The 25,519-nt window shown below is 58.4% G+C and carries 22 protein-coding genes; 9 read left to right on the forward strand and 13 right to left on the reverse strand.

What is annotated here, in order from left to right:
- Nucleotides 1-434: 434 nt before the first annotated feature.
- Nucleotides 435-593, reverse strand: a complete 159-nt coding sequence (locus Q9R31_RS03610; protein WP_311261355.1) for a hypothetical protein — start codon at nucleotides 591-593, stop codon at nucleotides 435-437.
- A 219-nt stretch (nucleotides 594-812) separates the two neighbouring features.
- On the reverse strand, nucleotides 813-1,985 hold the full coding sequence (locus Q9R31_RS03615) for an acyltransferase (RefSeq protein ID WP_311261356.1): 1,173 nt from the start codon (nucleotides 1,983-1,985) through the stop codon (nucleotides 813-815).
- Between the two features lie 383 nt (nucleotides 1,986-2,368).
- Between Q9R31_RS03615 and Q9R31_RS03620 the strand changes: the two genes are divergently transcribed.
- From Q9R31_RS03620 to Q9R31_RS03630, 3 genes are all read left to right on the forward strand, one after another.
- Nucleotides 2,369-3,844 (forward strand): polysaccharide biosynthesis tyrosine autokinase, encoded by a 1,476-nt coding sequence (locus Q9R31_RS03620; RefSeq protein ID WP_311261357.1) that lies wholly within the window; start codon nucleotides 2,369-2,371, stop codon nucleotides 3,842-3,844.
- 110 nt (nucleotides 3,845-3,954) lie between these two features.
- Nucleotides 3,955-5,304 (forward strand): oligosaccharide flippase family protein, encoded by a 1,350-nt coding sequence (locus Q9R31_RS03625; protein WP_311261358.1) that lies wholly within the window; start codon nucleotides 3,955-3,957, stop codon nucleotides 5,302-5,304.
- A complete protein-coding gene (locus tag Q9R31_RS03630; RefSeq protein WP_311261359.1) occupies nucleotides 5,304-6,188 on the forward strand; it encodes a hypothetical protein in 885 nt (294 codons plus the stop codon). Before Q9R31_RS03625 ends, Q9R31_RS03630 begins: the two co-directional genes overlap by 1 nt.
- Before the next feature lie 3 nt (nucleotides 6,189-6,191).
- On the opposite strand, the gene Q9R31_RS03635 is transcribed toward Q9R31_RS03630, so the two are convergent.
- The 4 genes from Q9R31_RS03635 to Q9R31_RS03650 form a co-directional block, all read right to left on the reverse strand.
- On the reverse strand, nucleotides 6,192-6,701 hold the full coding sequence (locus Q9R31_RS03635; protein WP_311261360.1) for a glycosyltransferase: 510 nt from the start codon (nucleotides 6,699-6,701) through the stop codon (nucleotides 6,192-6,194).
- A gap of 450 nt (nucleotides 6,702-7,151) precedes the next feature.
- On the reverse strand, nucleotides 7,152-9,041 hold the full coding sequence (locus tag Q9R31_RS03640; RefSeq protein WP_311261361.1) for a glycosyltransferase: 1,890 nt from the start codon (nucleotides 9,039-9,041) through the stop codon (nucleotides 7,152-7,154).
- A gap of 22 nt (nucleotides 9,042-9,063) precedes the next feature.
- Complete coding sequence (locus tag Q9R31_RS03645) at nucleotides 9,064-10,167, reverse strand: glycosyltransferase family 4 protein (RefSeq protein WP_311261362.1); 1,104 nt, start codon at nucleotides 10,165-10,167, stop codon at nucleotides 9,064-9,066.
- A 28-nt stretch (nucleotides 10,168-10,195) separates the two neighbouring features.
- Entirely contained in the window at nucleotides 10,196-11,398 is a 1,203-nt protein-coding gene (locus tag Q9R31_RS03650) for a glycosyltransferase (RefSeq protein WP_397428202.1), read from the reverse strand.
- Between the two features lie 367 nt (nucleotides 11,399-11,765).
- On the opposite strand from Q9R31_RS03650, the gene Q9R31_RS03655 reads away from it, so the two are divergent.
- From Q9R31_RS03655 to rfbA, 6 genes are all read left to right on the forward strand, one after another.
- Nucleotides 11,766-13,160, forward strand: coding sequence for a sugar transferase (locus tag Q9R31_RS03655; RefSeq protein WP_311261634.1), 1,395 nt, complete (start codon nucleotides 11,766-11,768; stop codon nucleotides 13,158-13,160).
- Between the two features lie 62 nt (nucleotides 13,161-13,222).
- Complete coding sequence (locus Q9R31_RS03660) at nucleotides 13,223-14,536, forward strand: UDP-glucose/GDP-mannose dehydrogenase family protein (RefSeq protein WP_311261363.1); 1,314 nt, start codon at nucleotides 13,223-13,225, stop codon at nucleotides 14,534-14,536.
- A gap of 153 nt (nucleotides 14,537-14,689) precedes the next feature.
- On the forward strand, nucleotides 14,690-16,414 hold the full coding sequence (locus Q9R31_RS03665) for a DUF4012 domain-containing protein (protein WP_311261364.1): 1,725 nt from the start codon (nucleotides 14,690-14,692) through the stop codon (nucleotides 16,412-16,414).
- A 182-nt stretch (nucleotides 16,415-16,596) separates the two neighbouring features.
- The gene (locus Q9R31_RS03670) at nucleotides 16,597-17,208 is read left to right on the forward strand and encodes an LPXTG cell wall anchor domain-containing protein (protein WP_311261365.1); all 612 of its coding nucleotides are present in this window, start codon (nucleotides 16,597-16,599) and stop codon (nucleotides 17,206-17,208) included.
- 292 nt (nucleotides 17,209-17,500) lie between these two features.
- Nucleotides 17,501-17,908, forward strand: a complete 408-nt coding sequence (locus Q9R31_RS03675; RefSeq protein ID WP_311261366.1) for a VanZ family protein — start codon at nucleotides 17,501-17,503, stop codon at nucleotides 17,906-17,908.
- 47 nt (nucleotides 17,909-17,955) lie between these two features.
- The gene (gene rfbA / locus Q9R31_RS03680) at nucleotides 17,956-18,861 is read left to right on the forward strand and encodes a glucose-1-phosphate thymidylyltransferase RfbA (protein ID WP_311261367.1); all 906 of its coding nucleotides are present in this window, start codon (nucleotides 17,956-17,958) and stop codon (nucleotides 18,859-18,861) included.
- A gap of 71 nt (nucleotides 18,862-18,932) precedes the next feature.
- Here rfbA and galU read toward each other — a convergent pair whose 3' ends face one another.
- The 7 genes from galU to Q9R31_RS03715 form a co-directional block, all read right to left on the reverse strand.
- Nucleotides 18,933-19,823: a UTP--glucose-1-phosphate uridylyltransferase GalU gene (gene galU, locus Q9R31_RS03685; protein WP_311261368.1), complete on the reverse strand. Its 891-nt coding sequence runs from the start codon at nucleotides 19,821-19,823 to the stop codon at nucleotides 18,933-18,935.
- 115 nt (nucleotides 19,824-19,938) lie between these two features.
- The gene (locus Q9R31_RS03690; RefSeq protein ID WP_311261369.1) at nucleotides 19,939-20,841 is read right to left on the reverse strand and encodes a nucleotidyltransferase family protein; all 903 of its coding nucleotides are present in this window, start codon (nucleotides 20,839-20,841) and stop codon (nucleotides 19,939-19,941) included.
- Between the two features lie 7 nt (nucleotides 20,842-20,848).
- Nucleotides 20,849-22,420, reverse strand: coding sequence for a polysaccharide biosynthesis tyrosine autokinase (locus tag Q9R31_RS03695; protein ID WP_311261370.1), 1,572 nt, complete (start codon nucleotides 22,418-22,420; stop codon nucleotides 20,849-20,851).
- A 46-nt stretch (nucleotides 22,421-22,466) separates the two neighbouring features.
- Nucleotides 22,467-23,465, reverse strand: coding sequence for a hypothetical protein (locus Q9R31_RS03700; RefSeq protein ID WP_311261371.1), 999 nt, complete (start codon nucleotides 23,463-23,465; stop codon nucleotides 22,467-22,469).
- A gap of 226 nt (nucleotides 23,466-23,691) precedes the next feature.
- Nucleotides 23,692-23,973 (reverse strand): PqqD family protein, encoded by a 282-nt coding sequence (locus Q9R31_RS03705; RefSeq protein ID WP_311261372.1) that lies wholly within the window; start codon nucleotides 23,971-23,973, stop codon nucleotides 23,692-23,694.
- Nucleotides 23,970-24,530: a hypothetical protein gene (locus Q9R31_RS03710; RefSeq protein ID WP_311261373.1), complete on the reverse strand. Its 561-nt coding sequence runs from the start codon at nucleotides 24,528-24,530 to the stop codon at nucleotides 23,970-23,972. Before Q9R31_RS03710 ends, Q9R31_RS03705 begins: the two co-directional genes overlap by 4 nt.
- 176 nt (nucleotides 24,531-24,706) lie before the next feature.
- Nucleotides 24,707-25,492, reverse strand: coding sequence for an enoyl-CoA hydratase-related protein (locus tag Q9R31_RS03715; RefSeq protein WP_311261374.1), 786 nt, complete (start codon nucleotides 25,490-25,492; stop codon nucleotides 24,707-24,709).
- Between the last annotated feature and the right edge of the window lie 27 nt (nucleotides 25,493-25,519).

A 25,519-nucleotide genomic window follows, 5' to 3' on the forward strand; every position in this document is an offset into this window, starting at 1 on the left:
CCGTCAGGGATCTGAATGTATTGGACCGGTGACTCGTCGAGCAGAAACTGCTTGCTGTGAGACCCTAGTTCGGGGCCTGTACAACCCGCGATCGCCAAGTTATCCGGCTCTTCGTGGTTGATGGGGAATTGAGTTCGTGTGGTTGAAGGCAAGGGGCCCCCGGCACTGCTGGGATGAGTATGTCTAGCATGCAACTTGGAACAGGACCACGGGCCTTGACCGATCCAACCGGGGTCGCAGCCGACGCTGCCAGCATCATTTCCACCACCGTAGCTGCCAGCCGCCGGCCGGTCATCGTTGAAACCAATCAGCCTGCCGCGCGCTCTGCGTTTGGCTATTCTTAATAGCGGTGTTGTTGGGCCCGACCTTGACTGTAGGCCCCCTGTAATGATCAGTAGTTTGTCCCCACATCGGGCCGCCTGAGCAAGCACGCTTCATTCAGTGCCGCGGACCATCCACCAGTACGCGGCGAAGCCGAGGGCTGTCTCAGAGACGGCCCGGCCGGAGCGGATGACGGCATCCACGAGCTCGTCCCGGAGCGGCCGCGGCGCCGCACCTGTGGCATGGATTCGAAGAACGACAGCCGGTCGCATTCAGGCTCTTTGCAGGACCAGCGGTACTTTGGCCAGAGCGCCTCCACCGGTCCGGCGACAGGAATGCCCCTGGACCGTTGGAAGCGTCCTTCCTTCCGCCGGGACCCGATGGCCCCGCAGCTGGGGTAGCCCGGTGGGGCGGCTCCGCTGGCTATATATCGGAACCGAACAGGAAGTCATTGCTCTGGGCCGTTTCCGACTGCTCCTGTGTGCTTGCAGTTAGCGCTGCTGCTTGGGCAGACCACCCAAACGTTTATCGAAAACGTTTAGAAGCATTTTGTGCGCGGGCCTTTCCACCAATTGGTACAAAAAAGATCCTGCTGCAACGGCAAAAATCAGGTACAGCGCGGCCACCGCTAAACGGAAGAAAATTGCAGAATCATAGAAACGTTCGGCCGGTAGCGTGCGAACGATCAGCATCAAAGCTGGGACGTGAGCCAGATACAGACTGAAGGAGATGAGCCCACCCGCGTTCAAGAGTCGAGCGCCAAGCAACCTTATTGGACGTCCAGAACCGGTCGCCAACAGAAGAATGACAAGCCCCGCGAGAAGTAGGGAAACGGAAGCGCGGAGTCCGTCCACCGAAATCGATGCAGGTAAAACCAACAATGCGACTAGCGATCCCATCCCAAGCCACCCGTTTTTCTCGCTGTGGGTGATCTTGTTGGATAAGAGGTAAACGACGCACCCCAAACTGAAGGCCAGGAGAATTCGAGCGGCCGGAACCGGCATATGGGAAGAAGGATATACCGATGTAGCCAAGCCTTCGAACAATACAATAAGGCTCGCCGCAACTAACAGGAGGCGTGTACGTCTGACTGCCAACCACGTTACGCCAAGAGCCAGGACCGGGTAGAGCACGTAAGCCAGCCACTCAGCACTCAGTGACCATGCTGGTATGTTCCAACCCTGAGAGTCCCCCACCCACGAGCGTAAGAGAAATAGGTCAAGGACGAGCCCCGAGGCGCTGTAATTTTCCGGATCTGTTATCTTCACACCGATAGCATCCGAACCAAGCACAAACACGGCCAGAGCCAGCAAAACAGCAAAGTGCGCAGGGTAAATGCGGGCTAGCCGTTTTACTAAGAAGCGGACATAGGCGATTCTTGTGAAATGTGAAAAACGTCCAAGATACTGATAACAAATGATGAAGCCGCTTAGGACAAAGAATAGATCAACGGCGAGATATCCCATACCGGTCACGGGAGCCAAGAATGCCAATTCTGGCAGGATCCCGTAGATCTGGGGTTGGTAGTGGTACAAGACCACCCACATGGCAGCAACAATTCGGACACCATTAAGCTGGCGAAGTAGGTTTTTTTTATGCCCTTTGGTTGCGTCGAGGCGCCGAACGGACGCGAACGAGTCTGACGTGTTTCCCCCATTTGGCATAAGCACAGTGTAAGGGAAAGCCTGAGACGGAACAGTGTCAGCCAGTACGTAACAGCTGCGAAAGTTGGCCCGGAAATCTAAGGACATCCGCTCACGCCCATAGCTGGACGTCCAGACCGCTCAATCTTTGCATCTTGGGTCCACATGGACAGCGCCGCAGTCGCCAGACTGTAGAGGCGCCTCTGTCACCACAGGCGTGGCCTCACTCCCGGTGCTCCACCCCCAACCTGACGGGTGCGCGCCCCGCAGGGTACAGGTCGAGAACAATGGCAGCGCCGTTCAAATCACACTTCCCCTACCGGGTAGAATCGTCGAGGTGGCTCAGATTGCCGCCCTGTTGGCAGGGTTTCAGCAGAATCAAGCCACCTATAGGGGGACCGGCCGTGGAAATTCGCGACGTACTCAAAATCCTTCGCCGCAGTTGGATTCTCATTATTGCTTCGACGCTTGTTGGGCTACTCCTGGGTGGAGCGGCGTCAATGCTCTCAAAACCAACGTACACTGCAGAAACGCAGCTCTTCGTAGCTATTCAAGGGTCGGGGTCGATCCAGGAACTTCAACAAGGCAACTCGTTTGGTCAAGCGCGTGTCCAGTCATACGTCAAGACAATAGATTCACCGGTCGTCCTCCAACCTGCCATAGAATCGCTGGGCCTAAATGTTACCGCTGAAGACTTGGCCGGCCGTGTTAAGGCAAGCAGCGATATAAACACTGTGTTGATCTCGATTTCTGTCAACGACAACTCCCCCGTTCAAGCAGCCGCTCTGGCGCAGGCAATTGCCGATAGTCTGATCAAAACCGTGGATTCTCTGGAGAAACCGAAAGCTGGCGGTGTCTCGCCTGTCAGCATGTCAGTAATCAAGCCGGCAAAGGCGCCCTTGTCGCCGTCCTCGCCAAACACCAAAATGAATCTCCTCGTGGGGCTTCTCGCAGGTTTAGTCCTCGGCATAGGAGGAGCCCTTCTCCGATCCCTATTGGACAATAGGATCCGTGGAGAGAATGAGCTTCGCCGCATTACTGACGCACCTCTGCTGGGTGCTATTGCATTCGAGTCGGATGCGGCAAAGAAGCCATTGCTTACGCAAGTCGCCCCCCAGAGTCCTCGCGCTGAATCGTTCCGGCGGCTTCGTACCAACCTCCAGTTCGCGAACGTTTCCGGCCGCGCAAAGTCTGTGCTAGTTACTTCGTCCCTTCCCGGCGAGGGTAAGACCACGACAGCCACCAATCTGGCGATCGCTCTTGCTCAGGCAGGGCAATCTGTTTGCCTCGTTGACGCCGACCTCCGTCGACCTATGGTGGGCGAGTATCTCGGTCTGGAACGTAATGCTGGATTAACTACCGCCTTGGTGGGTTCCGCAGACATAAACGATGTCCTTCAACACTGGGGCAGCGACCACCTCTATGTTTTGACTTCCGGACAGGTACCCCCAAACCCGAGCGAACTGCTCGGTTCTGAAGAGATGAGGCTCCTCATCGAACGCCTTGAAAGCACTTTTGACGCGGTAGTAGTGGATGCGCCGCCCCTTCTTCCGGTCACGGACGCCGCAGTTCTTTCTCAACAAGTCGGGGGTGTTGTAGTTGTTGTCGGCAGCCAGAAGTTGAAGCAACATGACCTGGAACGGTCGCTGGCGGCCCTCGATTTAGTGGAGTCGAACGTCTTAGGCGTGGTGTTGAACCATTTGCCGTTCAAAAGTCAGGACGCTTACACCTATAGTTACCAGAGCCCCGAGACCGCTCAATTCGAGCACGGCCCAGGTGCGAGTTCGGGGCTAGATACGGGAGACGCTCAGATGTATGGCCGGATGGACCGAGCCCCGAGTGTATTTCCATCTTCGGGCAGGGACAGCCGCGGGCAATAACGGTCGCCGCAGACGCACCTACTGCACGGCCGCCCGCGTGAGAAAGGCGTCCTCAGAACGCGTTTACGACGGACTTCAAGTCCCAGCCTGAAGGCAAAGGTCAACTCTCAATGAGCGATGCTCCCCAGCAACTATCGGATAATGTTCCCCCTCCGCGCAACAGATTAGCTAAACAGATGGCGCTCTCGGCGCTAGCAAATCTGGCGCCCCCCGCAGCGGGCTTCGCTGTCGCGCCTCTCCTGGCCCAAGCCCTGGGTGCTGAACAGCGCGGGATTGCCGCAGCGGCGACCTCGCCCTTGCTGTTGATGACAACGCTGGCCATGTTTGGCATTCCAGAGGCCGTTACATACCTGATTGCCCGCAACCCGGCTAGCGCCAAGGAAGCCATGCGGAAGGGATTGCTGCTCTTGTGCGGCACGGGCGCTCTGGCGTCACTTGCTGTCTTCTTGCTGGCCGCACCTCTGTCAGGGGGTAATCGTGCCGCCGAGGACCTCATTAAAATCGCAGCCTTATTTGTTCTGCCCACAACTCTTGTCGCAGGTCTACGGTCACTTCCGCGAGGGTTGCATGAGTGGAAGTACGTAAATCTCGAGAAGTACCTGACCTCTGCTTTCCGACTTTGCTTCATCGGCGGCGCATTTGCTCTCGGGAGTCTCTCACCTCTCGCAGCAGTCTTGATTTTGTCCATCGCGCCAGTCGTTGCGGGTTTTGCCTTCCTCAAGCCCCTGCTTGCACTCGGACAGCACAAGAACCAAACTGTAGTGCCTTACAAAGACATGACGTCTTTTAGCTTGGTCGTTTGGCTAGGCTCTGTCTCAGGAATAATCCTCGGGAAAATCGACCAAGCAATCATGCTGCCGCTCTCGGACGCACGGCAGCTGGGCTACTACGCTGCGGCAGCTTCCGTGGCAGACGCCGTCTTGGTGATCAACAATGCAGTACGAGACATAACCTTCTCGGCACAAACCTCCGACTCGGACCCCCACGTCCTGCAGAGGAGCGCAAGGGTTTCTTTTCTCGCGGGGCTAATGATTTGCGCCGTTCTCCTGCTCCCGGTTTCCTATTGGTTCCCGCTCCTTTTCAGCAATGACTTCCGCCACGCCGTGCCTGCCGTCGTTATCCTAACGATCGCGGCTGTCATCGGAATACCAGGGTCAATCGCAGGCGCAGGCATTGTGGGACGCGGCCGTCCAGGGGCAGTGAGCACTTCCCTTGTAGTAGCGGCCGTGATAAACGTCGTAGCGGTTGTTGCGTTGGTGCCATCGCTTGGTGCCACAGGAGCCGCAGTTTCCACTCTAGTAGGCAACTTCGTTGCCGCGAACCTGAATATCCTCATCCTAAAACGCTCTTATGGCATGCCCTTTGCCTCGTTTTACGCGATAAGAAGGTCCGACTTAGCTTCCATTTTTTTCTTGGCGGCGGGCTTTGTTAAGCCTCGCAGAAAAGGCAGGATTGTTTGATGGCTCCGACGCCAGATATTCCAGCGAGAAGCGCGCGACATGCACTCCGTTGGCTATTACTCGCAAAATTACAGTTGCTCAATACCTTCTCCACAAAGCCCATTACTGGCACTGCTGGCGCAGTCGTCTCTCTCACCACCTACGGGCAGCGCACTCGCACTGTACATCTCGCGATTGAGAGCATTGCCTGCGGTCATATTCGTCCCCAGCGCTTGATACTCTGGGTCGATGAGTTCAGTGAGACCGATGAACTGCCTGCTCCACTTAAGCGGCTAGTAAAGAGAGGCCTAGAAGTGCGTCATTGCGCGAACTATGGCCCTCATAAAAAGTACTACCCTTACGTCGCCTCGCTAGAGGTCAGTCAAGCCAACCGCCCACTTATTGTCGTAGATGATGACTTCCTCTATCCGAAGTCTTGGCTTCAGTCATTGATGTCTTCATACGCTGAGTACCCTAACGTTGTGAGCTGCACGAGGGCGCACGAGCTGCAGATCGCAGAAGCGATCCTCCCCTATTCCTCGTGGCCAGCTTGCCGTACGGACCGACCCACCTTCAGAACATTCGCCACGGGAGTCGGTGGAGTGCTATATCCACCGAGTGTACTGCGCCAGCTGCAAAAGCTCGGCCTTTCGTTTATGGATAAGGCTCCCAAAGCAGACGACGTATGGCTGCATTATGCGGCGGTGACTGCAAGAGTACCTGTAAGGCAGGTGAGCAGCACACCGCTTGACTTGGAATTTAAAATCTTGCCATTTGGGCAAGATACTTCCCTGCAAAATGTAAATGTAGGGGAAGGACAAAACGACTTACAGATCAAAGCGACATACGACGCCGCTACCCTCGAGTTCCTAAAACGAGAACCGCTCAGCCAGGCAGGGATCTAGGACCTAGAAGTCAGCGAGCACGTGAGCTACGCGTCGCGTGTACGCTTCCAGACTGTACACGTCCTGCCAAAATGTCTTCACTTGCGCGGAACCATTACGAGGATCGGCGGCGAGTGTGCGCAGCTGCGGCAGAATGTCTCCTTCAACAGTTAAAGCGTCGATCGCAGGTCCGAGAATATACTCGCGAACACCTTGCGCTGGTGAGATAAGCACGGGAATTCCACATTCCAAAGCGCCCACCATGACCATGTGTCCGGCAGCCCGAATCCCGTTTCGGATAGGAATGAACGCGACCGATGCAGTGCTCAGAAGTTCACCGAACTCCGCCTGACTCAACAGTCCTGGTCGATGAACTGCATTTCCGTTCACTTCTGTCAGTCCCGGTTCACCTCCGACTGCCAGTGTGAGGCGAACGCCAGATTCGGCTTGCAGGACTTCTCTTTCCAGTCGCGACATCAGCACCTCATCGCGGTCTGAACTCCCACCCACGAATATATGGAACTCTTTGGACACCTTCTTGACGGGATAGCCAAATGAGTTCCCGTACAAAACGGGCGTTGCGTCTCCTCCATCCGCCGTCCAGGCGTCCGCCTCCGATTTAGAGAGAGTAACTACTTTCGTATGTCCGATTAGCTTCTGTAATACCCACCAGCTTCTACTCCTGGGCTCCGCATAGATACCGGTTACGACGAAGTTCTTGCGACCCGTGAGCCTTAGTGCTGCGCCTATCCAAGGGTTATTCGCCAAGTAAGGACCCCGCACTCCCGGACGAAGAGTACGAAGCGCCAAAAGCAGGGAGTCCAGGCCGATGCCCAACATCCTATTGTTCAACCGTTTACCGGCCAAAGCTTGAGAAGGCTGCCTTATGACGCGACTAACTGCTTGCGTCCGCAACCACGCTGAGTCCGCCTCTGGGTTAGCCGGTCCAATCGCAAGCATGGTGTAAGTCATTGATGCAACGTCCTATCGCGTTTCACACTTGGCGGAGGCGAGCCAGGATTCCCAGTCGGCCAGTACGTCGTCAAAATGATGCCTACTGGCCTCCGCGGCTTCCTGGCCGCCTGCAGTGACGGCATATCTGATGGCGCTGGACCAAGCGGCCACATCTAAGCCACCATCGTTGTCATCTTCTGCCACCAACAGTCGGGAACCTTCTCCATATAAGCCGTCCAAACTGGTGCCTGCACGCCCCACAACAGGCGTGCCCCATTCCAAGGCCCGCACGGCAATCCCACTCTGATAGAACCGCTTGTACGGAATAAGAATGGCGTCACTGCCTCGAACGAGTTCATCCAGTTCGAGCTCAGACACAAACCGAGCGTCAACTCGCCAGCCCTCTATATCCGGCCATCCACGGCCAACAATTTCGAGCTCAAACTGTTCTCGCAGATCTGAGGAAAGCAGCCGCAGAACTTCCAGGTCGCGATCCTGTTTATACTGGCCCAGGACGCGCAATACGGGACGGCGGTTCTTTCTGGTCTGTGTAGCCCGAGCATCCTCCCTCGGGGCAAACATCGGGTGTCGCAACAACACCTGAGTCTTTCCCAGTCCTGCTGAACGCATTGATTGCGCCGCCGTCTCGCTGTGGACGATGACTTCGCATAGAAAGGGTATCGACGAAACAAGTGCGGCCGAGACCTTTCCAGTGCCGATGGCTCTAACCAGAGGCTTGGGGTCGTGGTAGACCACCGATGTCATTTTGCCGCTGAGCAATCGGGCGAGAATCAGATCGACAAATCCGAGCACTGGCCACACAACCACAGTTCGGTTGCCGCGGCTGCTATTCCTGCCGGCCCTGAATAGAAGGGCAGCGTACTTAGCCAGCCACGCCATACGGCCCGTTCCCGCCATCGAGGGCTCTAAAACTGAAGAAACCGTGACTCGAACTCCCGCACCTCGGAGCACGGACTCGAGGGCAGACGTGTAATGCGCTAGGGCTCCCCCAAGCGGGTTCACAATATGAACAGCAGAGGCTGTGCACGCATCTTCTCGGCTGAACCTGAGTCCAGCCACCAGGCCGGACACTAATGGCTTCCAGTCAGAACTGCCCTGACGCCTGTAAACACTTCGTCCGACTCCCCGAATGGTGAGGTAAGGGGCAGAAACAAATCGTTGATACAAGTTGCCGTTCTTGGCTTGGAAAAGTTGGATGTTACGGGTTTGGTAATACGGGGGAATACCGTTGGAACTCTGCCAGACGACTGCCTGAGGAGCCACAAGAACTTCCCAGCCGGAACGCGTCAACTGTCGTTGATGGTCTGTCTCTTCAAGATATAAAAAGAATCGTTCGTCAATCTTGTATTGTTCGAGGACTTCCCTTCTGAACAGAAGAAATGCCCCGTCCAGCCAATCCACTGCTTGGCTTGAGCGTTTGCCTATGGTCGATCTCGAAGACTTGTGTCCGTGATGCCGTGGCAGGTTCAGACTCCTCGTGAAGTACCCGCCGAGAGACCACACTACGTCGGAGGCCTCTCCAGTTACCAAAGCCGGTCCAACGACCGCCGCCTTAGGGTTCTCCAACAGCACGCGTTGCAGTTCTTGGATGGCTCCGGGCTCAGGGAGAGACTCGTGAGTCGACACCAACAACAGCGAAGCGTCTGTTCCAGACTCCACGTGCCAGCGCACGCCACGATTGACGGCTGCGCCGTAGCCCAAGTTAGGCGAGAGGATGACAGCGACGTTCATTGGTATGATCGCTCGCGCCCGGCCGGAGTCGACCGGGTTCTCACTGTTGTCCACTACAACAAGGTTGTTGGGCAACACTCCTTGGTCAAGAAGGCGTCCTACCGTCTTGCCAAGGGAATCTGGGCTGCGATGGTGCACGACCACCGCAGCGATATCTGACGTGTCCATATTCAACTTCCTTACGAGTCCGTCATCCACCTGCGTGGAGCCAAGAGTCGGCCCTGATGCGACCAGCTACCGACGGAAGCGAGTCTCTGACTTCATCTTTGGGGAGAGGTGCACGGAGCGCCTTTTCGGAGATGGCTGCCAGATCTCCCGCCACTTCTCCTGAGCTGATGACGAAATGTCCATTCCCAGCCAGCCATTGGGCCAAGCCGGTTTCGTCAGTTGTGACTACAGTCAGCCCAGCTGCCAATGCTTCAACGATTGGCAGACCTATCTGTTCGCGCCACCTTCCATCCCTACACGAAGGCGCCAATAGAACTGTCGACGCGTCCAGGAGCTTTGGCAGCGCTTCGTGCTGTACGAAGCCAGCGAATACCCGCGAAGCGGGCTTCAGTTGGCACCATGTTTCGACTTCTTCAGACAAGCGTCCGCTTCCCGCAATCGTGAGTCGGGCGGAGGGCAAACCTTGCTCTACCGTGGGCCAAGCAGACATCAGATGCGCGATGCCTTTGCGGTTATCAAGCTCGCCAATGAACAACGCCTCTTGTCGGCCACCCGGCTGGGCTTCAATGCGAGTAGCCGCGGGAGCCGGCAGTTCCTCAATAAGAGCACTGCGTATCGCTTTTACACCAGGGAGACTCTCATAGAGCGCTGCTGCGGCAGAGCTTCCGTAAGCGATTCGATCAATCATGCTGCGAACAAGAAACCCCAGGCAAAACTCGGCGAATCGCAGCACGAAGTCTGGGAGTCGCTTATGCGGACAGAGCAAATTGTTCAGTTCATTATTCTCAATCGCGTAGGTCACGGTCGAGCGCTTACGCGCACGTAGAACTCCAAAAGCTTTCCAGAAAGCAACCAGTACGATATTTTTGGGCAAGAACCGCAACCACAGAGGTTCAGGCACTTCGAGAGTTGAGGCATCGCTAAACGCTACGAACTTAAGCGCCTGCACAAAGCTGACTTTTCGAAATGCGGAAGATAGTGCGGTCTGCCCCAGGTCATATTTCTCGTCGAAATAGAGAGTGGTCGCTGGGGTCATGAGGGCGGCACGCTTGACTTGCGCCGCCCTCAGTTCCGGCCGAATCCTAATACTTGTCATTGCCGACGACACGCTGTCATCATCGGGCATATGATGCTCCTAAACCGAAAGGTCACCTTTATTTATTCATTCGCGAGAAAAAGAAAGTCCCCATTATACGGCCTCTGTCATTGCGTGAAAGATCGCGCGATACATCGCTGATGGCAAGCTCATAGGCCTTAGAAACGCCAGGCCAATTGTAGTGGTCGCGAGCGCGAGTCTTGTTTTGATGACTTATGGCTTCACGAGTCCCGACGTTTCCCAGCATTGCTTCAAGGCCTCGCACAATATCGTTGGGCTCAGGATCCACCAGCTGCTCCTCAGAGCCGAGCACTTCCAGATTGTAAGGTGTCCGCCGAGCCACCACAGGTGCACCTGCCGCCATCGCCTGCACGAGCGCTGGATTTGTTCCGCCCACACTGTGTCCATGAAAGTAGGCACCGGCATGTTGCCACAAAGAAAGAAGCTTTTCGTCGTCGCTTAGATGCCCCAGCCAAGTGACGTTTTCGTGTCGGCTCAGGATTGCCGCCTTCTCATCCAGCTCTCCTCCATAACCAGAGGAACCCACAATAACCACGGGGTGACTTTGGGCGAGAGTCTCCACCGCCTCGAAAAATTCCAAGATTGAATTTTCCGGAACGAACCTTGCAACCATAAGAACATACTTGCCCGGTTGCAAACCGTCCACCACCGGTAAAACGCCGGGCTCATCGCCGCCATAAGGGATGAACTGACTGTCGCGACCGAATTCAGCCTTCCATCGCCGTTGAATCTCAACCGAATCGCTGACCAGAACATCAGCAAAGCGGGCTGTGAAAGCCGCACCCATTCGAAACATAAACTTTGCTGCGCGGCCCCATTTCGCACGCTCCCATTCGATTCCATCCACATTCACCACTGTGGGAATACGCCTAAGCCGCAGAATCGGAAGCCAGAAACCATTTGCAACATTCATCACCAAAGCCACGTCAGGGCGGTGAAATACCGAGTGCAGAACGGCGGTTAGACCATAACTTAGCGTGCTTAGAGACTTGGTGTCCAAGCCTGGAGTTAGTGTCGAACGGACACGAGGATCAAGATCGGGATCCTCGGCTTTTACCGCACCTGCCCGCCCGTATACATTCACGTCCCAGCCAGCGTCAGCAAGGTGCGGGACTATCTTTCGAACCGCGGTCTCAAATCCGCCATAGTAGCTAGGGTAGCCCCGTGTGCCGATTATCGCGACCGACTTTGCCTGACCCAAGGGTTTACTCGGTTTCACAATACTTATTCTTCCGCTCATTCTTGTTTCGGCGCACACCTTCAACCCATGGTCGCTGAGGCGCAATGCTCGCGTGCCGGAACGAACGCAATGCATACCGGACACCACAGGAATACGATGAAAATCGCATCAGTGCTGAAGTTACATCAGCGGGCATGCTGGCGGGGCCTAAGCTAGCACAGGATCACCTCAAAGGCATGCCGCTACCCAGGGAGTGAGAAGCCGACGTGACAGCGGTCATAGCGCCTTTGACCGCTGCTGACACATTGGCATGTGACGCGACAGAGCGAGGTATCCTGTCGGGGGGAGCTCCCAAGGTAAGAACTAGTAAACGATTGGGTGCTAATTGGGGACAGGGCCGAATTGGCGACGGCGGACAGCGCGGCAACTGCGAGTTGTTGACGCTTTTGTAATCTGTTGGGCAATAGCAGGCGCCTACGTGGTCCGCTTCGGCTTGGACTCTGACCTAATCGTGCAAGGTCAAGATTTTTCATATATCTGGTTCTCTCTGGCCCTGGCCGTGTCTTGGTGGCTGATGCTCGGAGCCTGGAACACGCGTCAGAGCCGCATTCTGGGAGCGGGAGCGGACGAATACAAGCGCGTTGCCGCGGCCTCCCTCTGGCTCTTCGGGCTGGTAGCGATTATTTCTTATGTCTTCCGCATCGAGACCGCGAGAGGATACGTAGGTATCGCTCTACCTGCTGGTTTGTTTGGCCTGCTGCTGGCACGCTGGCTACTGCGGCAGCACCTCCATGTCGACAGACAGGGCGGTCAAAGCATGTCGCGATTGCTGATCTTGGGAGGGCCGGGCGCCGTGGCCCATCTCGCCAAGACCCTGGCCGGAGCCAAGCACTCGGGATACCAACCTGTTGCGGCTTATACCCCCGGCGCTCCCACCCCAACCTCACAGGACAGCCTATTAGGCCTGCCCATTCTTGGGACCAGCCCCGAGATCGGGACCATTCTCACCGCTATTGATTCTTGCCGAGCCGATGCAGTTGCGGTGTCAGCAGGGGTGCAACTTCATCCGCAGACTCTGCGTCATCTGGGCTGGGAATTGGCGGCACGCAATGTGGGCCTCATCATGGCACCGGCCCTTACTGACATCGCTGGACCGCGTATACATACCCAACAGGTTTCCGGACTGCCGCTCATCCATGTCACCACTCCCACCCTGGAGGGAGGGCAAAGAGTGGCAAAGCGCTTATTTGACATTCTGGTAAGCGCCGCACTGATCCTTGTGACCGCACCCTTGATGGCGGCCCTCGCGGCTCTTGTCAAACTTGACAGCCCAGGCCCCGTCCTCTTCCGACAGGAACGCGTGGGAATCGAAGGTGCGCCCTTCAAGATGCTTAAGTTTCGATCGATGGTGGCTGATGCCGAAACTCGACTGAGTGAATTGGTTGCGCAAAACGAGGGACACGGGGTTCTGTTCAAATTGAAGGACGATCCACGCGTAACAAGGGTGGGCTCTGTTTTGCGCAAGTTCAGTCTTGACGAGCTTCCTCAACTCTTTAACATACTTGGTGGTTCGATGAGCCTTGTGGGCCCGCGGCCACCGTTGCCGCGTGAAGTCGAGGCATATGAGAATGACGTGCGTCGGCGCCTGTTGGTCAAGCCAGGACTTACTGGACTCTGGCAGGTAAGCGGCAGGTCTAATCTCTCATGGCAAGATTCGGTCCGCCTCGATCTTTACTACGTTGAAAATTGGTCACTTACCGGAGACCTCCTGATTCTGCTCCGTACGGTACGAGCCGTTTTTGGAAGCACCGGCGCATATTGAACGCTGCGCACTTTAAATTGTTGGGCAACTCGTTAGTACCCAGCTGGGGAGGAAAGATACTAATGCGTATTTCGGTCATTGGTTGCGGTTATTTAGGAGCAGTGCATGCAGCCTGCATGGCGAAGCTTGGTCATGAGGTGGTGGGTATCGATGTTGACGAGAAAAAAATCTCGGATCTCGCTGCTGCAACCGCGCCATTTTTCGAGCCAGGGTTGGATGATCTGCTCCGTGAGGTTCAAAGCACGGGTCGACTGAGCTTCAGCTGTGATGCTGCCGCTGCCGCGGGAAGCCGTGTGCATTTCATATGCGTCGGTACCCCGCAACGGCACGGTGAAAACGCTGCAGACCTGACCTTTGTTGATGCTGCCGTGGAAGCTCTACTCCCCCACCTATCACCTGGGGATGTGGTCGTTGGGAAATCGACAGTACCAGTGGGCACAGCCTCTCGACTCAATCGCCGCATCCGGGACGTGCAGCCTGAAGCAACGCTCGTCTGGAATCCAGAGTTCCTAAGAGAAGGCCACGCTGTCGCAGATACGCTGCATCCGGACCGGCTTGTCTACGGCAATGAAGACGGACTGGAGGACAACCCCGCTGTCTCGGTTCTGGATGAGGTCTACGCATCCCCGATTTCATCGGGAACGCCACGCCTCGTTACCGACCACCCCACTTCCGAACTCGTCAAGACTGCTGCGAATTCCTTCTTGGCGACAAAAATCTCGTTCATCAACGCCATGGCTGAGCTTTGTGAAGCCGCCGGCGCCGACGTAACTCAATTGGCCGACGCTATCGGCCTGGATGACCGGATTGGCCGCAAGTTCCTTAACGCCGGGATCGGCTTCGGAGGCGGATGCCTACCGAAAGACATCCGCGCTTTCATGGCTCGGGCTGGTGAACTGGGCGCAGACCAAGCGCTGACCTTCCTCCGTGAAGTAGACGCAATCAACATGAGGCGTCGCAGCAAGGTTGTGGAATTGACCCGTGAGCTCTGTGATGGCTCTTTACTGGGAAAACGGATTACAGTGCTTGGGGCTGCCTTCAAGCCCGAGAGCGACGACGTGCGGGACAGTCCTGCCCTAAGCATTGCAGCGCAACTGCAATTGCAGGGCGCCGTGGTTACAGTCACAGACCCGAAAGCGCTTCGAAACGCCCAGCGCCGCTTTCCTGAACTGCATTATCAACAGGACGCAGAGGTGGCGATGAGTGGTGCTGAAGCTCTACTCCTGCTAACCGAGTGGAAGCAATACCGGGACTTAGACCCATACGAGCTTTCGGGCAGTGTCGCTACGCCCAAAATTTTGGATGGTCGTAACATCCTGAACCCAGAGAAGTGGCGAGCGGCCGGATGGTCCTACCGGGGACTTGGCCGACCATAAATGGGTGCTTTTTCAAGGGAACATCACGGAATGAGGAGCGGCGCCGCATCGAGGCTTGAGGCACGTCGACGTGGAAAGCGAGGACCACGCAAGCGCATTGTCCTCATCATCGGCGGCACTTTGACTCTTCTACTGGTCATCGCCGGAGCTTGGGTGACTCTAAAAGCTGCATCCGTCAAAAACGAGCTTGAGTCGGCCATGAAAGGAGTTCCCGAAGTTCAGGCTCTTCTTGCCAAGAACGAGGTTGATCAAGCGTCCGATGCCGTCGAGTTGATTCGGCAACATACGAATGCTGCGAAGGCTTCGGCCGAAGACCCAGTCTGGGCTCTGGCATCTGTCGTTCCCTTCATCGGTCCAAATTTAACGGCAGTAACTGAGGTGGCACGCTCTGCAGACGATGTTTCTAACCTGGCCTTAGCACCACTCGTCAATGTTTTCGCCACGCTCGATTGGAACACCCTTCTGCCTAATGAAGAGGGTGCAGATATGGCGCCGCTCCAAGCGGCTGCCCCAAAAGTATCCTCAGCTGCAACAGCGGTGCGTCTGTCATCGGAAAGACTGGAAGCGATAGACGCGCAACGCCTCCTTCCTCAGGTATCGGAGCCACTGAACCAGGCACGAGGTCAGCTGCGCAGCGTAATCTCAACCCTGGACGTCGCGGCTCATGCTTCCAGTGTCCTGCCACAGATGCTTGGCGTTGACGCCCCACGCAGCTACCTCTTGATGATCCAAAACAATGCTGAAGCACGTGCCTCCGGTGGAATTCCAGGAGCCCTGGCAATCCTCGACTTCAGGGACGGGAAACTATCCCTGGGAAGCCAGAGCAGCGCAGGTGATGTAGGGACCATGAATCCTGTGCTCCCCGTTGATGCGGAACAACAGAAGATATATTCCGGCCGGCTCGGAAAATATATGCAGGACGTCAATCTGACCCCTGATTTTCCCACAGCCGCTTCGACCGCGCAGTCGATGTGGGAACGAAAGACCGGGCAGCACGTCGACGGCGTTATTTCTATTGACCCGGTTGTCTTGAGCTACATTCTGCAAGCAACGGGGCCCGTGAACATTTCTGGCCCTGGGATGACGCTCGCAGCAAACGCCGGGCTACCCACGGAACTCAGCGGATCTAACGTGGTTCAGACCATGCTGTCAGACGTCTACGCGAAAATTGAGCAACCGAAACTGCAAGATGCCTACTTCGCGGGAGTCGCCCAAGAGGTCTTTGGGGCTTTATCCAAAGGCAAGGGGGATGGCAAGGGCCTTATCGCGGGAATCACGAAGGGCGTGGAAGATGGGCGCGTTCTGGTTTGGTCTGGAAACACCGCCGAACAATCAGTTATCGCCCGCTACCCCTTGGGGGGCGCAGTTACAGGCCCGAGCATCTCACCTAACGAGTTTGGGGTTTACTTCAATGACGGGACCGGCGCCAAAATGGACTTTTATGTCAAACGGACCGTCCAACTCGTTCAGGCATGTCCCAAGGACGGGTATTCAGAAGTAACGGTACGGGTCACTAGTACGAACACTGCTCCCAAGGATGCCGGCAGGTTGTTGCCGGCATACGTCACCGCCGGCGGCGCTTATGGTGTACCGCCGGGGTCAGTGCAAACAAATATCGTGGCCTACGGACCTGTGCAGGCGCACGTGGAGTCAGCAAGGGCAGATGGTCAACGAACAGAGTTTGCCCCCTATCTGCACGGTAATCGGCCCGTGGGAGTCCTGGCGCAACGACTTGCACCGGGCGAGACAAAGACTGTGGAGTTCACGTTCGGCAAAATTGTGCAATCCACGGAACCTGACTTGGTTGTCACACCGACCGTCCAGCGTGTAAAGGACGTTGTCCTGCCCAATCAAAATGCAAGCTGTGAACAGGGCTGAAAGCTATGTGACATGAGCGTTAACAGTATGTAAACCAACTGGATTGAGGTTGGTCGCACATGCCTTGGGATGGTATCTTCTATCTGGGATATCTATCCGTAGTTCTGCACACGGTCTCGTGCAGAGGGGACAATTCTCCTAAATCGGGTATCAAAAAATTTTACGTCTCCGGGGGGACACACATGAAGAAGACTTTCGCTGCACTCGCACTTGCAGGCTCCATCGCACTTATCGGCTCGGCTCCTGCCATGGCCGCCACTTACCCGGCACTTCCGCCGCAGGCCGCCGTATCTGACGGTGTTGTTGGCCCTGGTGAAACCTTCGTCTTCCGCGGGCAGGGCTTCCGCGCCGGAGAACCACTCATCATCCGCGTTACGCCGGGCCAGGCTCCTGCCTCCAATGGCGCTGGCGTTGGTAACCGCGCGGTTGCCGCCCGCATCGCCGTGGTCACCGAGGCTCAGAACCTGTCCGCTACTGCCGACGCCCAGGGCGCGGTCGCACTGCCGATCGCCATCAGCGAGGCCGGCACCTACTCCATCACGGCCACTGGCACCGAGTCCGGCCTGACCGTTGGGCCGGTCACGGTCATCGTGGCAGCTTCGCTCGCCAACACCGGCGGCTCCGTCGCCGGCACCACGGGCGGCGCTCCGCTGGCAAACACCGGTGGCCTCGCCAAGACAGGCGCCGACTCCGGCCTGGTTCTGTGGACCCTGGTTGGTGCTGGCGCACTGGCGGCAGGCGCCACCTCGGTAGTGGTGGTTCGCCGCCGCGCCAAGTCAGAGGCTGCTGCCTAGCCGCACCCCTTCATAGCACCAACGAGGTGGGCGCCTCCCCGATATCGGAGAGGCGCCCACCTTTTGCTTTGTGTGGTATCAATTGGATCTATGGGGAGACATTGGCGCAGAGCACCACTCGAATACGACTTTTCCGTCCCACTCCCCCAGCCTCAAGTACTCCGTTACGTCCTACTGTCGCTCCTCGTCCTATCTGCTCTCGGAGTGGCTGCCTACGCCCTTTTAGTAACTTCCTGAGACGTCTTTGACATTCCTCCAGAACCAGCGGCTCTGGCGCGCTGCCCTAGCCGCTATGCTCATCCCCCTCGCCTTCGTAGCGTTTTGGCCGTCCCCCGTAGATCAGCCAGTTCAGGGGCAATTAGCAAGTGCTCTGGACATTTTCCACCGGCACGGCATTCCCGGGTGGCTCAACTATGAGTTCGTTGAAGCAGTTGCAAACGTCCTGCTCTTCGTTCCGCTCGGAATCGTCAGCAGCCTTGCTTTTTCCCAAAGGTACTGGTGGCAGATAGCGGCGCTTGGGCTGCTGGTTTCGGGGTGCATCGAACTGGGCCAGCTCTTGTTTCTACGCGACCGCTTTGCAGCTTTGTCAGACATTGTCACCAACACTGCAGGATCGACAATAGGGGCGACACTCGTGGAGCTGCTAAGAAACAAATCCAACCTCAACCCAAGCGCAGGAGACGCCTCCGGCCCATCGTGACCTGACCAAATTTGGTTCCGTTTCCTGTCGTCACGGAAAATACAGTAATGCGCGGAATTATCCTCGCCGGGGGAACCGGTTCACGTCTACATCCAATTACCCTGGGCATCAGCAAACAACTGGTCCCGGTGTACGACAAACCCATGATCTACTACCCGCTGTCCACGCTCATGCTGGCTGGCATCCGGGACATCCTGATCATCACCACACCGCACGACGCAGACCAGTTCCAGCGGCTTCTGGGCGACGGCAGCCGCTTCGGGGTGAACATCACCTACACCCAGCAGCCCTCGCCGGACGGCCTGGCTCAGGCCTTTGTCCTTGGTGCTGAGCACATTGGTGACGGACCCGTCGCCCTGGTGCTTGGCGACAACATTTTCTACGGCCAGGGAATGGGAACCCAGCTGCGGCGGTTCGAAAACATCGATGGCGGAGCTGTCTTTGGCTACCGCGTCGCAGATCCCTCTGCCTACGGTGTAGTGGAGTTCGACGAGAACGGGCGGGCGATCTCCCTAGAGGAGAAGCCTGCTGAGCCGAAGAGCCACTATGCAGTGCCAGGCCTGTACTTCTATGACAACGACGTAGTTCAGATTGCCCGCGACCTGAAGCCCTCCGCCCGGGGCGAGCTGGAAATAACCGACGTTAACCGGGTCTACCTGGAACGCGGGAAACTGCAGGTTGAGATCCTTCCCCGCGGCACCGCCTGGCTCGATACAGGGACCTTCAATGACCTCAACGACGCCTCCGAATTTGTGCGTACAGTGCAGCACCGTCAGGGACTCTCCATCGGCTGCCCGGAGGAAATCGCGTGGCGTCTCGGCTTCCTCAGTGACGACGAGCTCCGGGAGCGCGCCGAACCGCTCGCAAAGAGCGGCTACGACAAATACCTGCTGGAGCTTCTCGCCGAGGATGCTGAGAGATCCGCGGAGCGGCTGGAACTCGTAACCCGCTAATCTCTACAAACGCCTTAAATGACATCGGGCCCATCACGTACATCGATGGGCCCGACTTCTTGCGTCAAAAACTAGCCGACGAAGTTCTTCATCCAGGTCTTCAGGTCCTCACCGAACTCCACGCGCTCGGAGGCGAGGGTGATGACGGCCTTGAGGTAGCTCAGCTTGTCGCCCGTGTCGTAGCGGCGGCCCTTGAAGACCACGCCATAGACACCGGAGCCTTCGCCCTCGCCAGCGGCAAGGGTCTGCAGGGCGTCCGTCAGCTGGATCTCGTTGCCACGGCCCGGCTCGGTGTTCTCCAGGACACCGAACACGGAGTGGTGCAGCACGTAGCGGCCGATCACGGCCAGGTTGGACGGAGCCTCGCCGACTGCCGGCTTCTCCACGAGGCTGTTGACGCGGACGTAATCCTCGCCTTCCACGGGAGTGACGTCAGCGCAGCCATAGGCGCTGATCTGCGACGGATCAACCTCGATCAGCGCGATCACCGAACCGCCGGTCTTCTGCTGCACCTCCATCATGGTGCTCAGCAGGTCTTCAGCCTCGTCGATGAGGTCATCACCCAGCAGGACGGCGAAGGGCTCGTCGCCCACGTGCTGCTGCGCGCACAGCACCGCGTGGCCCAGTCCCTTGGCCTCACCCTGGCGCACATAGTGGATGGGACCCAGGTTGGAGGCGTACTCCACCATGCCCAGCTTGTCCTTGTCCCCCTTGGCCTCCAGCGCGGCCTCCAGGCCGGGTTCCCGGTCGAAGTGGTCCTCAAGGGCGCGCTTGTTGCGGCCTGTGATCATCAGCAGGTCCGTGAGGCCCGCATCAACCGCTTCCTCCACCACGTACTGAATGGCCGGACGGTCAACCACCGGCAACATTTCCTTCGGCATTGCCTTGGTGGCGGGCAGGAAGCGTGTCCCCAATCCGGCAGCAGGAATGACGGCTTTGGTAATAGCTTTCCCCTTAGTCATAGCTGAACCTTAACAAATTTGATGCGGTGACCGGCAATCGGAGGCGGATTTCGGAGGGCCGGATCGGCAGCGGAACATAAGCCTTTGACCCGTTCACAGCCGCACCGTGAGCACCTCATTGGTGGTGACGAAGGTCCCGAACAAGGCTCGGGACTGTGCGAAAGAACCTCGCCCATCTGGCGCGATGCTGATTCAGCCGCCCCAGGAAAGACATGTCGGCATAGATGTTCCCGCTCAGGAAGACTTCGGCGGTCGGAAAGAGCGCCCGCCACACCATCCTTGGCTTGTCCCTCCAGGAAGCCTGAACAATGGCTATGAGCCGCGCGCTTCCAGCTTCCCGCGCAGCGAGGCGGTTTCGCCACTCCTGCGAGGGTTCCGGCCATACAGGCGCAGTGGTTACGGCAAGAAGGTTCTCAAGGAAGGGCCGGACGGCGGCCAGGGAACCCGTGGCCGTTGCGAGCTCCCGGAGCTCATCCGCCTGAGATTCCCGCCGTGCGAGTCCGGAGAGGTACTCAAGCTCCTGGCGGCAGGCAGGCAGCTCGGGCGACCGCAAGGCATGCAGCGCCAAAAACAGGATTCCAAGAGCCCTCGTAGGGACTCTCAGCCGCTGTCCTGCGAGTTCCATATGGACGGTGCTGGTCCACATCGCTTCAAAGCACCTGCCGGCTGGTTCTTCCATCCCTGGAAAGCGGAAGTGCACGTCAATGCAACAGGGCCACTCTGGATGATCGAGGGTCACCGAGTGCTTAGGGAAGGTGACGTTGTCTGGATCTGACGGACGTTCGCGCCAGCCGCGGTCATGGAGGCCCGCCAGCAACTCATCCAACCTGGACGGGTCCACGAAGACATCCACGTCTGCTGAAATCTTGGCCTGACGCAGCCCCTGCGTGACGCTTGCTGGTCCTTTGATGAAGAACACCCTGACGCCGAGGCTGACCGCCAGACGTGCCGCGAGGGCGTGGCCGAGGAGCACGCCCTCCGGGACCCTGAGTTGGGTTTCGCGGCCAGTGGAAGTCATGGGACGCCTAGATCCTGGCCCTGCGGCCGCCGGGGACGGCTTCCAGCGCGTCATGCGTGTCCGCATCCTGCCAATCGTTGACGGGTTCAGGTTCTGCAGGCGACGGGGCGGCCGCCGAGGTATATGTTCCGTAGTAGGAGTAAGCGTCCGTTCCCTTGATGGGAACGTAGTTGAGAACGGCTCCGAGGACCCGCCCCTTGACTTTCTCCAGGTTCCCCAATGACTGGTCCAACTGCTCCTGGGTGGTCCTGCCGGTCCGAATTACGAGGATGGCGCCGTCCGCAGCGCGGGAGAGGACCGCAGCATCGGTCACGGGAAGAAGCGGCGGTGCGTCGATCAGGACCACGGCATCCTTGGCCAGGGTAGTGAGCATGTTCTTCATGGCTCTTGAGCCGAGCAGTTCGCTGGGATTCGGCGGGATGCGGCCGGATCCCAGGACTGAGAGGTTGGGCAGTGCGCCCCAGGGCTGGAGGACATCGGCCAACTCAGCCGTGCCCGTGAGCACATCGGTGACCCCTACTCCCGGAACAAGGTTGAAGACGTCCACCAGCGTCGGCCGGCGGAGGTCGCCGTCGACCACCACGACGTTTTCTCCCGCAGCAGCCATGGTGACCGCCAGGTTTGCCGTCACAGTGGACTTACCCTCTGCCTGGAGGGAGCTGGTGACCACGATGATCCGTGGCGGCTGGTCTACGTCAAGGAAACTGATGTTGGTGCGCAGCTCGCGGAGGGCTTCGGCCATGGCCCCGCCAGCGTCATGAAGCTCTGCGGCGGTACCCGCGTCCACGATGGTGCTCTTCCCATCCAACCGGTGGTCCACAGGGAGGGTACCGATCACGGGAACGCCGAACAGCCGTTCGATGTCTGCAGCCTTCCGGATCCGCCGGTCCAGGTGCCTTCGGATCAGTGCATAGGCCACGCCCAGGGCCAGCCCGACGAGGGCACCCAGGGCCAGATTGAGCTTGGTGTTGGGTGACGTGGGGCTGGCAGGAAGGACAGCTTTGCCCAGCGGGAGTACCCGGACGGCCGTCGCTGCATTCGCCTGCGATCCCTCGTTAGGCGTTGCCGCGGCGCTGCCCTGTCCGGCCGAGTCAGCTGGGGGCGCCGTCTCAATGGCCTCCACTTGGGCGGCGAGGCCGTTGACCCAGGCATCGGCCACCCGCTGCGCAGTTGCGGGATCCGTTGACTGTGCGGTGACCCTGATCTCGGCGGTGTCCAGCGGCACCTTGACGCTGACGCTGCCAAGGAGTGCATCGGCAGTTGTTTTCAGGCTCAGGGATTGGATGACCCGGTCCGCGACGAGCCGCGATTTCGCCACGGACTCATAGTTCTTGACCTTGGCCTTGGCCAGGCTGTCACCGGCTAGAGCGAGGCTCACGTTGTCCGAGCCCGGCGTGACCACTATGCCGCTGGAATCGGAGGAGTAGATCTTTGGCTGCAGAACAGTCCATCCTGCGGCTGCCAGAGTGGCCAGCAAGGTGAAGGCGACAATGGCCTTCCAGTACACCCGCAGGACGTTCAGGTAGTCCGCCAGGTCCAGGCCCGGGGACGCCTCCGGGGGCGTGGTTGTTGCGCTCATAGTGGTTCCTCAAATTCAGGTCTTTGTACTTGCCTTGCAGGCGGGTTCAGTTTTCGCCGCGTTCCAATACCGACTTGGCGGTGAGCTGCTCTACGGCTGAGGCGACAGCGGCTTGGTAACCTTCGGCTTCGCCGTGCAGCTTCGCGATGTGTTCCGTTACTTGGTCCAGCCCCACCGGGCCGGCGCAGGCTTCCCACACGGCCGGGCCGATCCCACTCAGCCGCACTATGTCCTTGTCCAACATGACCAGCAGGTCGCCGCCGATCTTCACCGCATCTCTTGCGGCCCTGCGCTGGATGCTGGCCGCCGGAAGGGGCGTCCGCTGTGCATCGTCCGGTTCGGCCGCTTCCCACTCTGTGCCTGACATTGCCTGCAGCTGGAACAGGGGCTCCAGAGCGGCTGGGAGGTCCGCTGCCTCCGAGTAGGTCACCTGCCACACTCCCCCAACACTCTCGATGAGGCGGCACAGCGACTGCAGCGGATCCACGAATTCTGCCTGCGAGGACGATTCAGGGATCAGCGCGAGAATGGCGTCGGCCAGCGGTACCCTTTCCAGCACCGGAGCAACTGGACGCGCCCCCTGGACGCGGTTCAAGAGCACAATGGACTGGATGAAGGGCATGGCCGGGGCCGGTTGAAGTCCAAACTCATCCGGCCCCGCCTGGCGTTTAGGTGAGCCAGCTCCCTGCTTTACCGACAGCGGCTTGGGGTAAGGAACCACAGAGCCGTCCCAGGCGATGGCCACCGTCTCGTCCGTGACGTAGCCATAGGTCCTGGCGAGTACAGAAGCTGCAGTGGTCTTCCCTGTTCCCGACTCTGCCACAAGCGCCACAACAGCCCCCGTGACGGGGTCCGCAACCCCGCAGGCGTGGAGCATGGTCAGTTCACCGGCGTTGGCCAGGATCGCGGACACAGTCAGCCGGGACGTGAGGTTCTCAGCAAGCTCCTCAAAGGTCGGTGCTCCGATATGAAAGGTGCCGTCGCCATACTTCATGGACGCGCAGGTGACTGAGGCCGTGAAGGGACTGCCATCAGCGGGTTCCATCGGCTCAGGCGGCAGCAGCGGCTCAAGGCTGTTGCTTGTACACCGTGCCCAGGCCGAACTCATTGATGCCCGCTGCTGCCACGTGACCGCACGGCCCCAGCGGACCACAAACCGCTGTCCCACAACGTTTAGGCACAGCAGGTCACCGCCTTGTGCCAACTCTTCGAACAGGCGTTGCTGCCAGGCCAAACGTTGGCTCCCTGTGATCCCCGCGGACGTCATGCCGTTAGTGGGAAACGCCGCGGGCGGCCTCGATCAGGCGCTGCGCTTCGAGGCTCGCCAGGAACCCTTCCACCTGCACCTGCATCTGTCCTGACTGGTCCTCGAAGGTGGCCTCAAGCTCGGCGAAGATGTCCTGTTCGGTTCTGTGACCGTCAATCAGGTCCCAAATTACGGCAGCCGGCCCTTCCAGGACCACAGGTTGGGCTGCGTCGAGGTGCAGGAGAGCGACCCGAGCCCTTGGTTCCGTGCAGACCTCTGCGACCAAGCGGGCGTGGTGCCAGATCACGGAATGACCATTTTGATGCCGGGTATAACAAAAGTGGACGAACCGGCAGTGAGGGTCATCGTAAAGGTGTAAGTCTGACCGCTCGTCACCTTGGCTTGGCCCGTACCGTCGAGGTAATAGAAGGAAATGGCTTGAGCCGCCGATTGGTTGGCGGAGATGGTAATAGTTGCGGTCGAGGCATAGGCCGAGTTGAAAGTTGCCGCATTTACTACGTTTCCATTCAACGACTTAACGGCTATGCCTGTAGCAATCGCTCCCTTGTCGACGGTGGGAACGATTCCTACAGTTACTGTCTGGGCCGTTGCGAAGGTGTTCTGGATGGTGAGCGTCGCAGGTCCTTGACCGGTACGCGTGCCACTTGCCCCTTGCTGCTTAGAAATGTTGATAGTGACGATCGGGCTGGCCGCCAGGGTAAGCGATCCCGAGGCCGCAGCCGCTGGAGCGGCGATGGCGGTTGCGATCACCGGCAGCGACCAGGCAACTCCTGCGACTACCCTCCGACGGCTGAAGCCGTTCTCTTCCTTACCATCGACATCCGCGTTCAAAACCTCAGACAATTATTGCCCCCAGAGTAGGTTCCCAGATGGGGCTGCCTATTTGAGACCGGCAGCGCGCATCGGCCGGTTTGCCCGGCTTCGCCTACTCTCGCGAACACAAATAAAGATTTCTGCAATCGCCTTGCAAGGTTCAATCAAGAATTCTTCAAGAGCTCTTGATCAATATTTCGAATCCTCTAGTGGCCGCCGGTGAATTTCGGCTCACGCTTCTCCTGGAAAGCCCGGAAGCCTTCGGCGTAATCGTCGGTTTTGCAGAGCCGCGCCTGCTCCTGGTTTTCCTCCTGCATGGCCTCCCACAGGCCCAGCCGCTGGTCACGGATGTGCGCCACCAGCTCCTTTGACGCAACGAACGCCTCCGTGGCGCCGGCTGCCACCCGCTCCACAATGCCCCGCGTCATCTCCAACAACGAGCCGGCGGGCATGGCGCGGCTGAACATCCCCTGGGCCACCGCCTCCGCGCCCGAGATCAGGTCCGCGGTGTAGATCAGGTCCAGCGTCCGGTGCATGCCCAGCCGCTCCGTGAAGTACCAGTGGCCGCCCGAATCCAGCGTGGCCCCCAACTTGGCGAACGGCGAGCCGAACTTCGCATTCTCCGCCACGTACACCACGTCCGTGGCCAGCAGCAGCCCCAGCCCGACACCAAGGCAAGCCCCCTGCGCGGCAGCAAAGGTGGGGGCCGGGAAGGCAGCCATCTTCTTCAGCAACGGCTCCACCAGCCCGCCCAGGTACTCGGCGGCATCGTCGCTCTCCGGGGTGACCCCCGCGATGTCCCGGCCCGCGCAGAAGGCCCGGCCCTCTCCCCTCAGCAGCAGCGCCCGCACCTCGCCGCGCGAGGCGGCGGCAGCAGCGTCGTCGTACGCCTGGGTTAAATCCCGCAGCGCCTGCTCATCCAGCGAGTTCAGCTTGTGCGGCCCGTCCAGGACGACTTCTGCAACACCGTTGCTGATGGAAAGGGAAATCATGGAACTCCTATGTTCAGACGGGCAAGG

Origin of the sequence: Pseudarthrobacter sp. BRE9, from assembly GCF_031844305.1 — a bacterium.
In the GTDB taxonomy this organism is placed as follows: domain Bacteria; phylum Actinomycetota; class Actinomycetes; order Actinomycetales; family Micrococcaceae; genus Arthrobacter.

What these genes read in the sequence shown, in the direction of transcription:
- Q9R31_RS03610 (WP_311261355.1), bottom strand. Translation starts at nt 593, where the DNA reads ATGCGACCGGCTGTCGTTCTTCGAATCCATGCCACAGGTGCGGCGCCG.
- Q9R31_RS03615 (WP_311261356.1), bottom strand. Translation starts at nt 1,985, where the DNA reads ATGCCAAATGGGGGAAACACGTCAGACTCGTTCGCGTCCGTTCGGCGC.
- Q9R31_RS03625 (WP_311261358.1), top strand. Translation starts at nt 3,955, where the DNA reads ATGAGCGATGCTCCCCAGCAACTATCGGATAATGTTCCCCCTCCGCGC.
- Q9R31_RS03630 (WP_311261359.1), top strand. Translation starts at nt 5,304, where the DNA reads ATGGCTCCGACGCCAGATATTCCAGCGAGAAGCGCGCGACATGCACTC.
- Q9R31_RS03640 (WP_311261361.1), bottom strand. Translation starts at nt 9,041, where the DNA reads ATGGACACGTCAGATATCGCTGCGGTGGTCGTGCACCATCGCAGCCCA.
- Q9R31_RS03645 (WP_311261362.1), bottom strand. Translation starts at nt 10,167, where the DNA reads ATGCCCGATGATGACAGCGTGTCGTCGGCAATGACAAGTATTAGGATT.
- Q9R31_RS03650 (WP_397428202.1), bottom strand. Translation starts at nt 11,398, where the DNA reads ATGAGCGGAAGAATAAGTATTGTGAAACCGAGTAAACCCTTGGGTCAG.
- Q9R31_RS03660 (WP_311261363.1), top strand. Translation starts at nt 13,223, where the DNA reads ATGCGTATTTCGGTCATTGGTTGCGGTTATTTAGGAGCAGTGCATGCA.
- Q9R31_RS03670 (WP_311261365.1), top strand. Translation starts at nt 16,597, where the DNA reads ATGAAGAAGACTTTCGCTGCACTCGCACTTGCAGGCTCCATCGCACTT.
- Q9R31_RS03675 (WP_311261366.1), top strand. Translation starts at nt 17,501, where the DNA reads ATGCTCATCCCCCTCGCCTTCGTAGCGTTTTGGCCGTCCCCCGTAGAT.
- rfbA (WP_311261367.1), top strand. Translation starts at nt 17,956, where the DNA reads ATGCGCGGAATTATCCTCGCCGGGGGAACCGGTTCACGTCTACATCCA.
- galU (WP_311261368.1), bottom strand. Translation starts at nt 19,823, where the DNA reads ATGACTAAGGGGAAAGCTATTACCAAAGCCGTCATTCCTGCTGCCGGA.
- Q9R31_RS03690 (WP_311261369.1), bottom strand. Translation starts at nt 20,841, where the DNA reads ATGACTTCCACTGGCCGCGAAACCCAACTCAGGGTCCCGGAGGGCGTG.
- Q9R31_RS03695 (WP_311261370.1), bottom strand. Translation starts at nt 22,420, where the DNA reads ATGAGCGCAACAACCACGCCCCCGGAGGCGTCCCCGGGCCTGGACCTG.
- Q9R31_RS03700 (WP_311261371.1), bottom strand. Translation starts at nt 23,465, where the DNA reads ATGGAACCCGCTGATGGCAGTCCCTTCACGGCCTCAGTCACCTGCGCG.
- Q9R31_RS03715 (WP_311261374.1), bottom strand. Translation starts at nt 25,492, where the DNA reads ATGATTTCCCTTTCCATCAGCAACGGTGTTGCAGAAGTCGTCCTGGAC.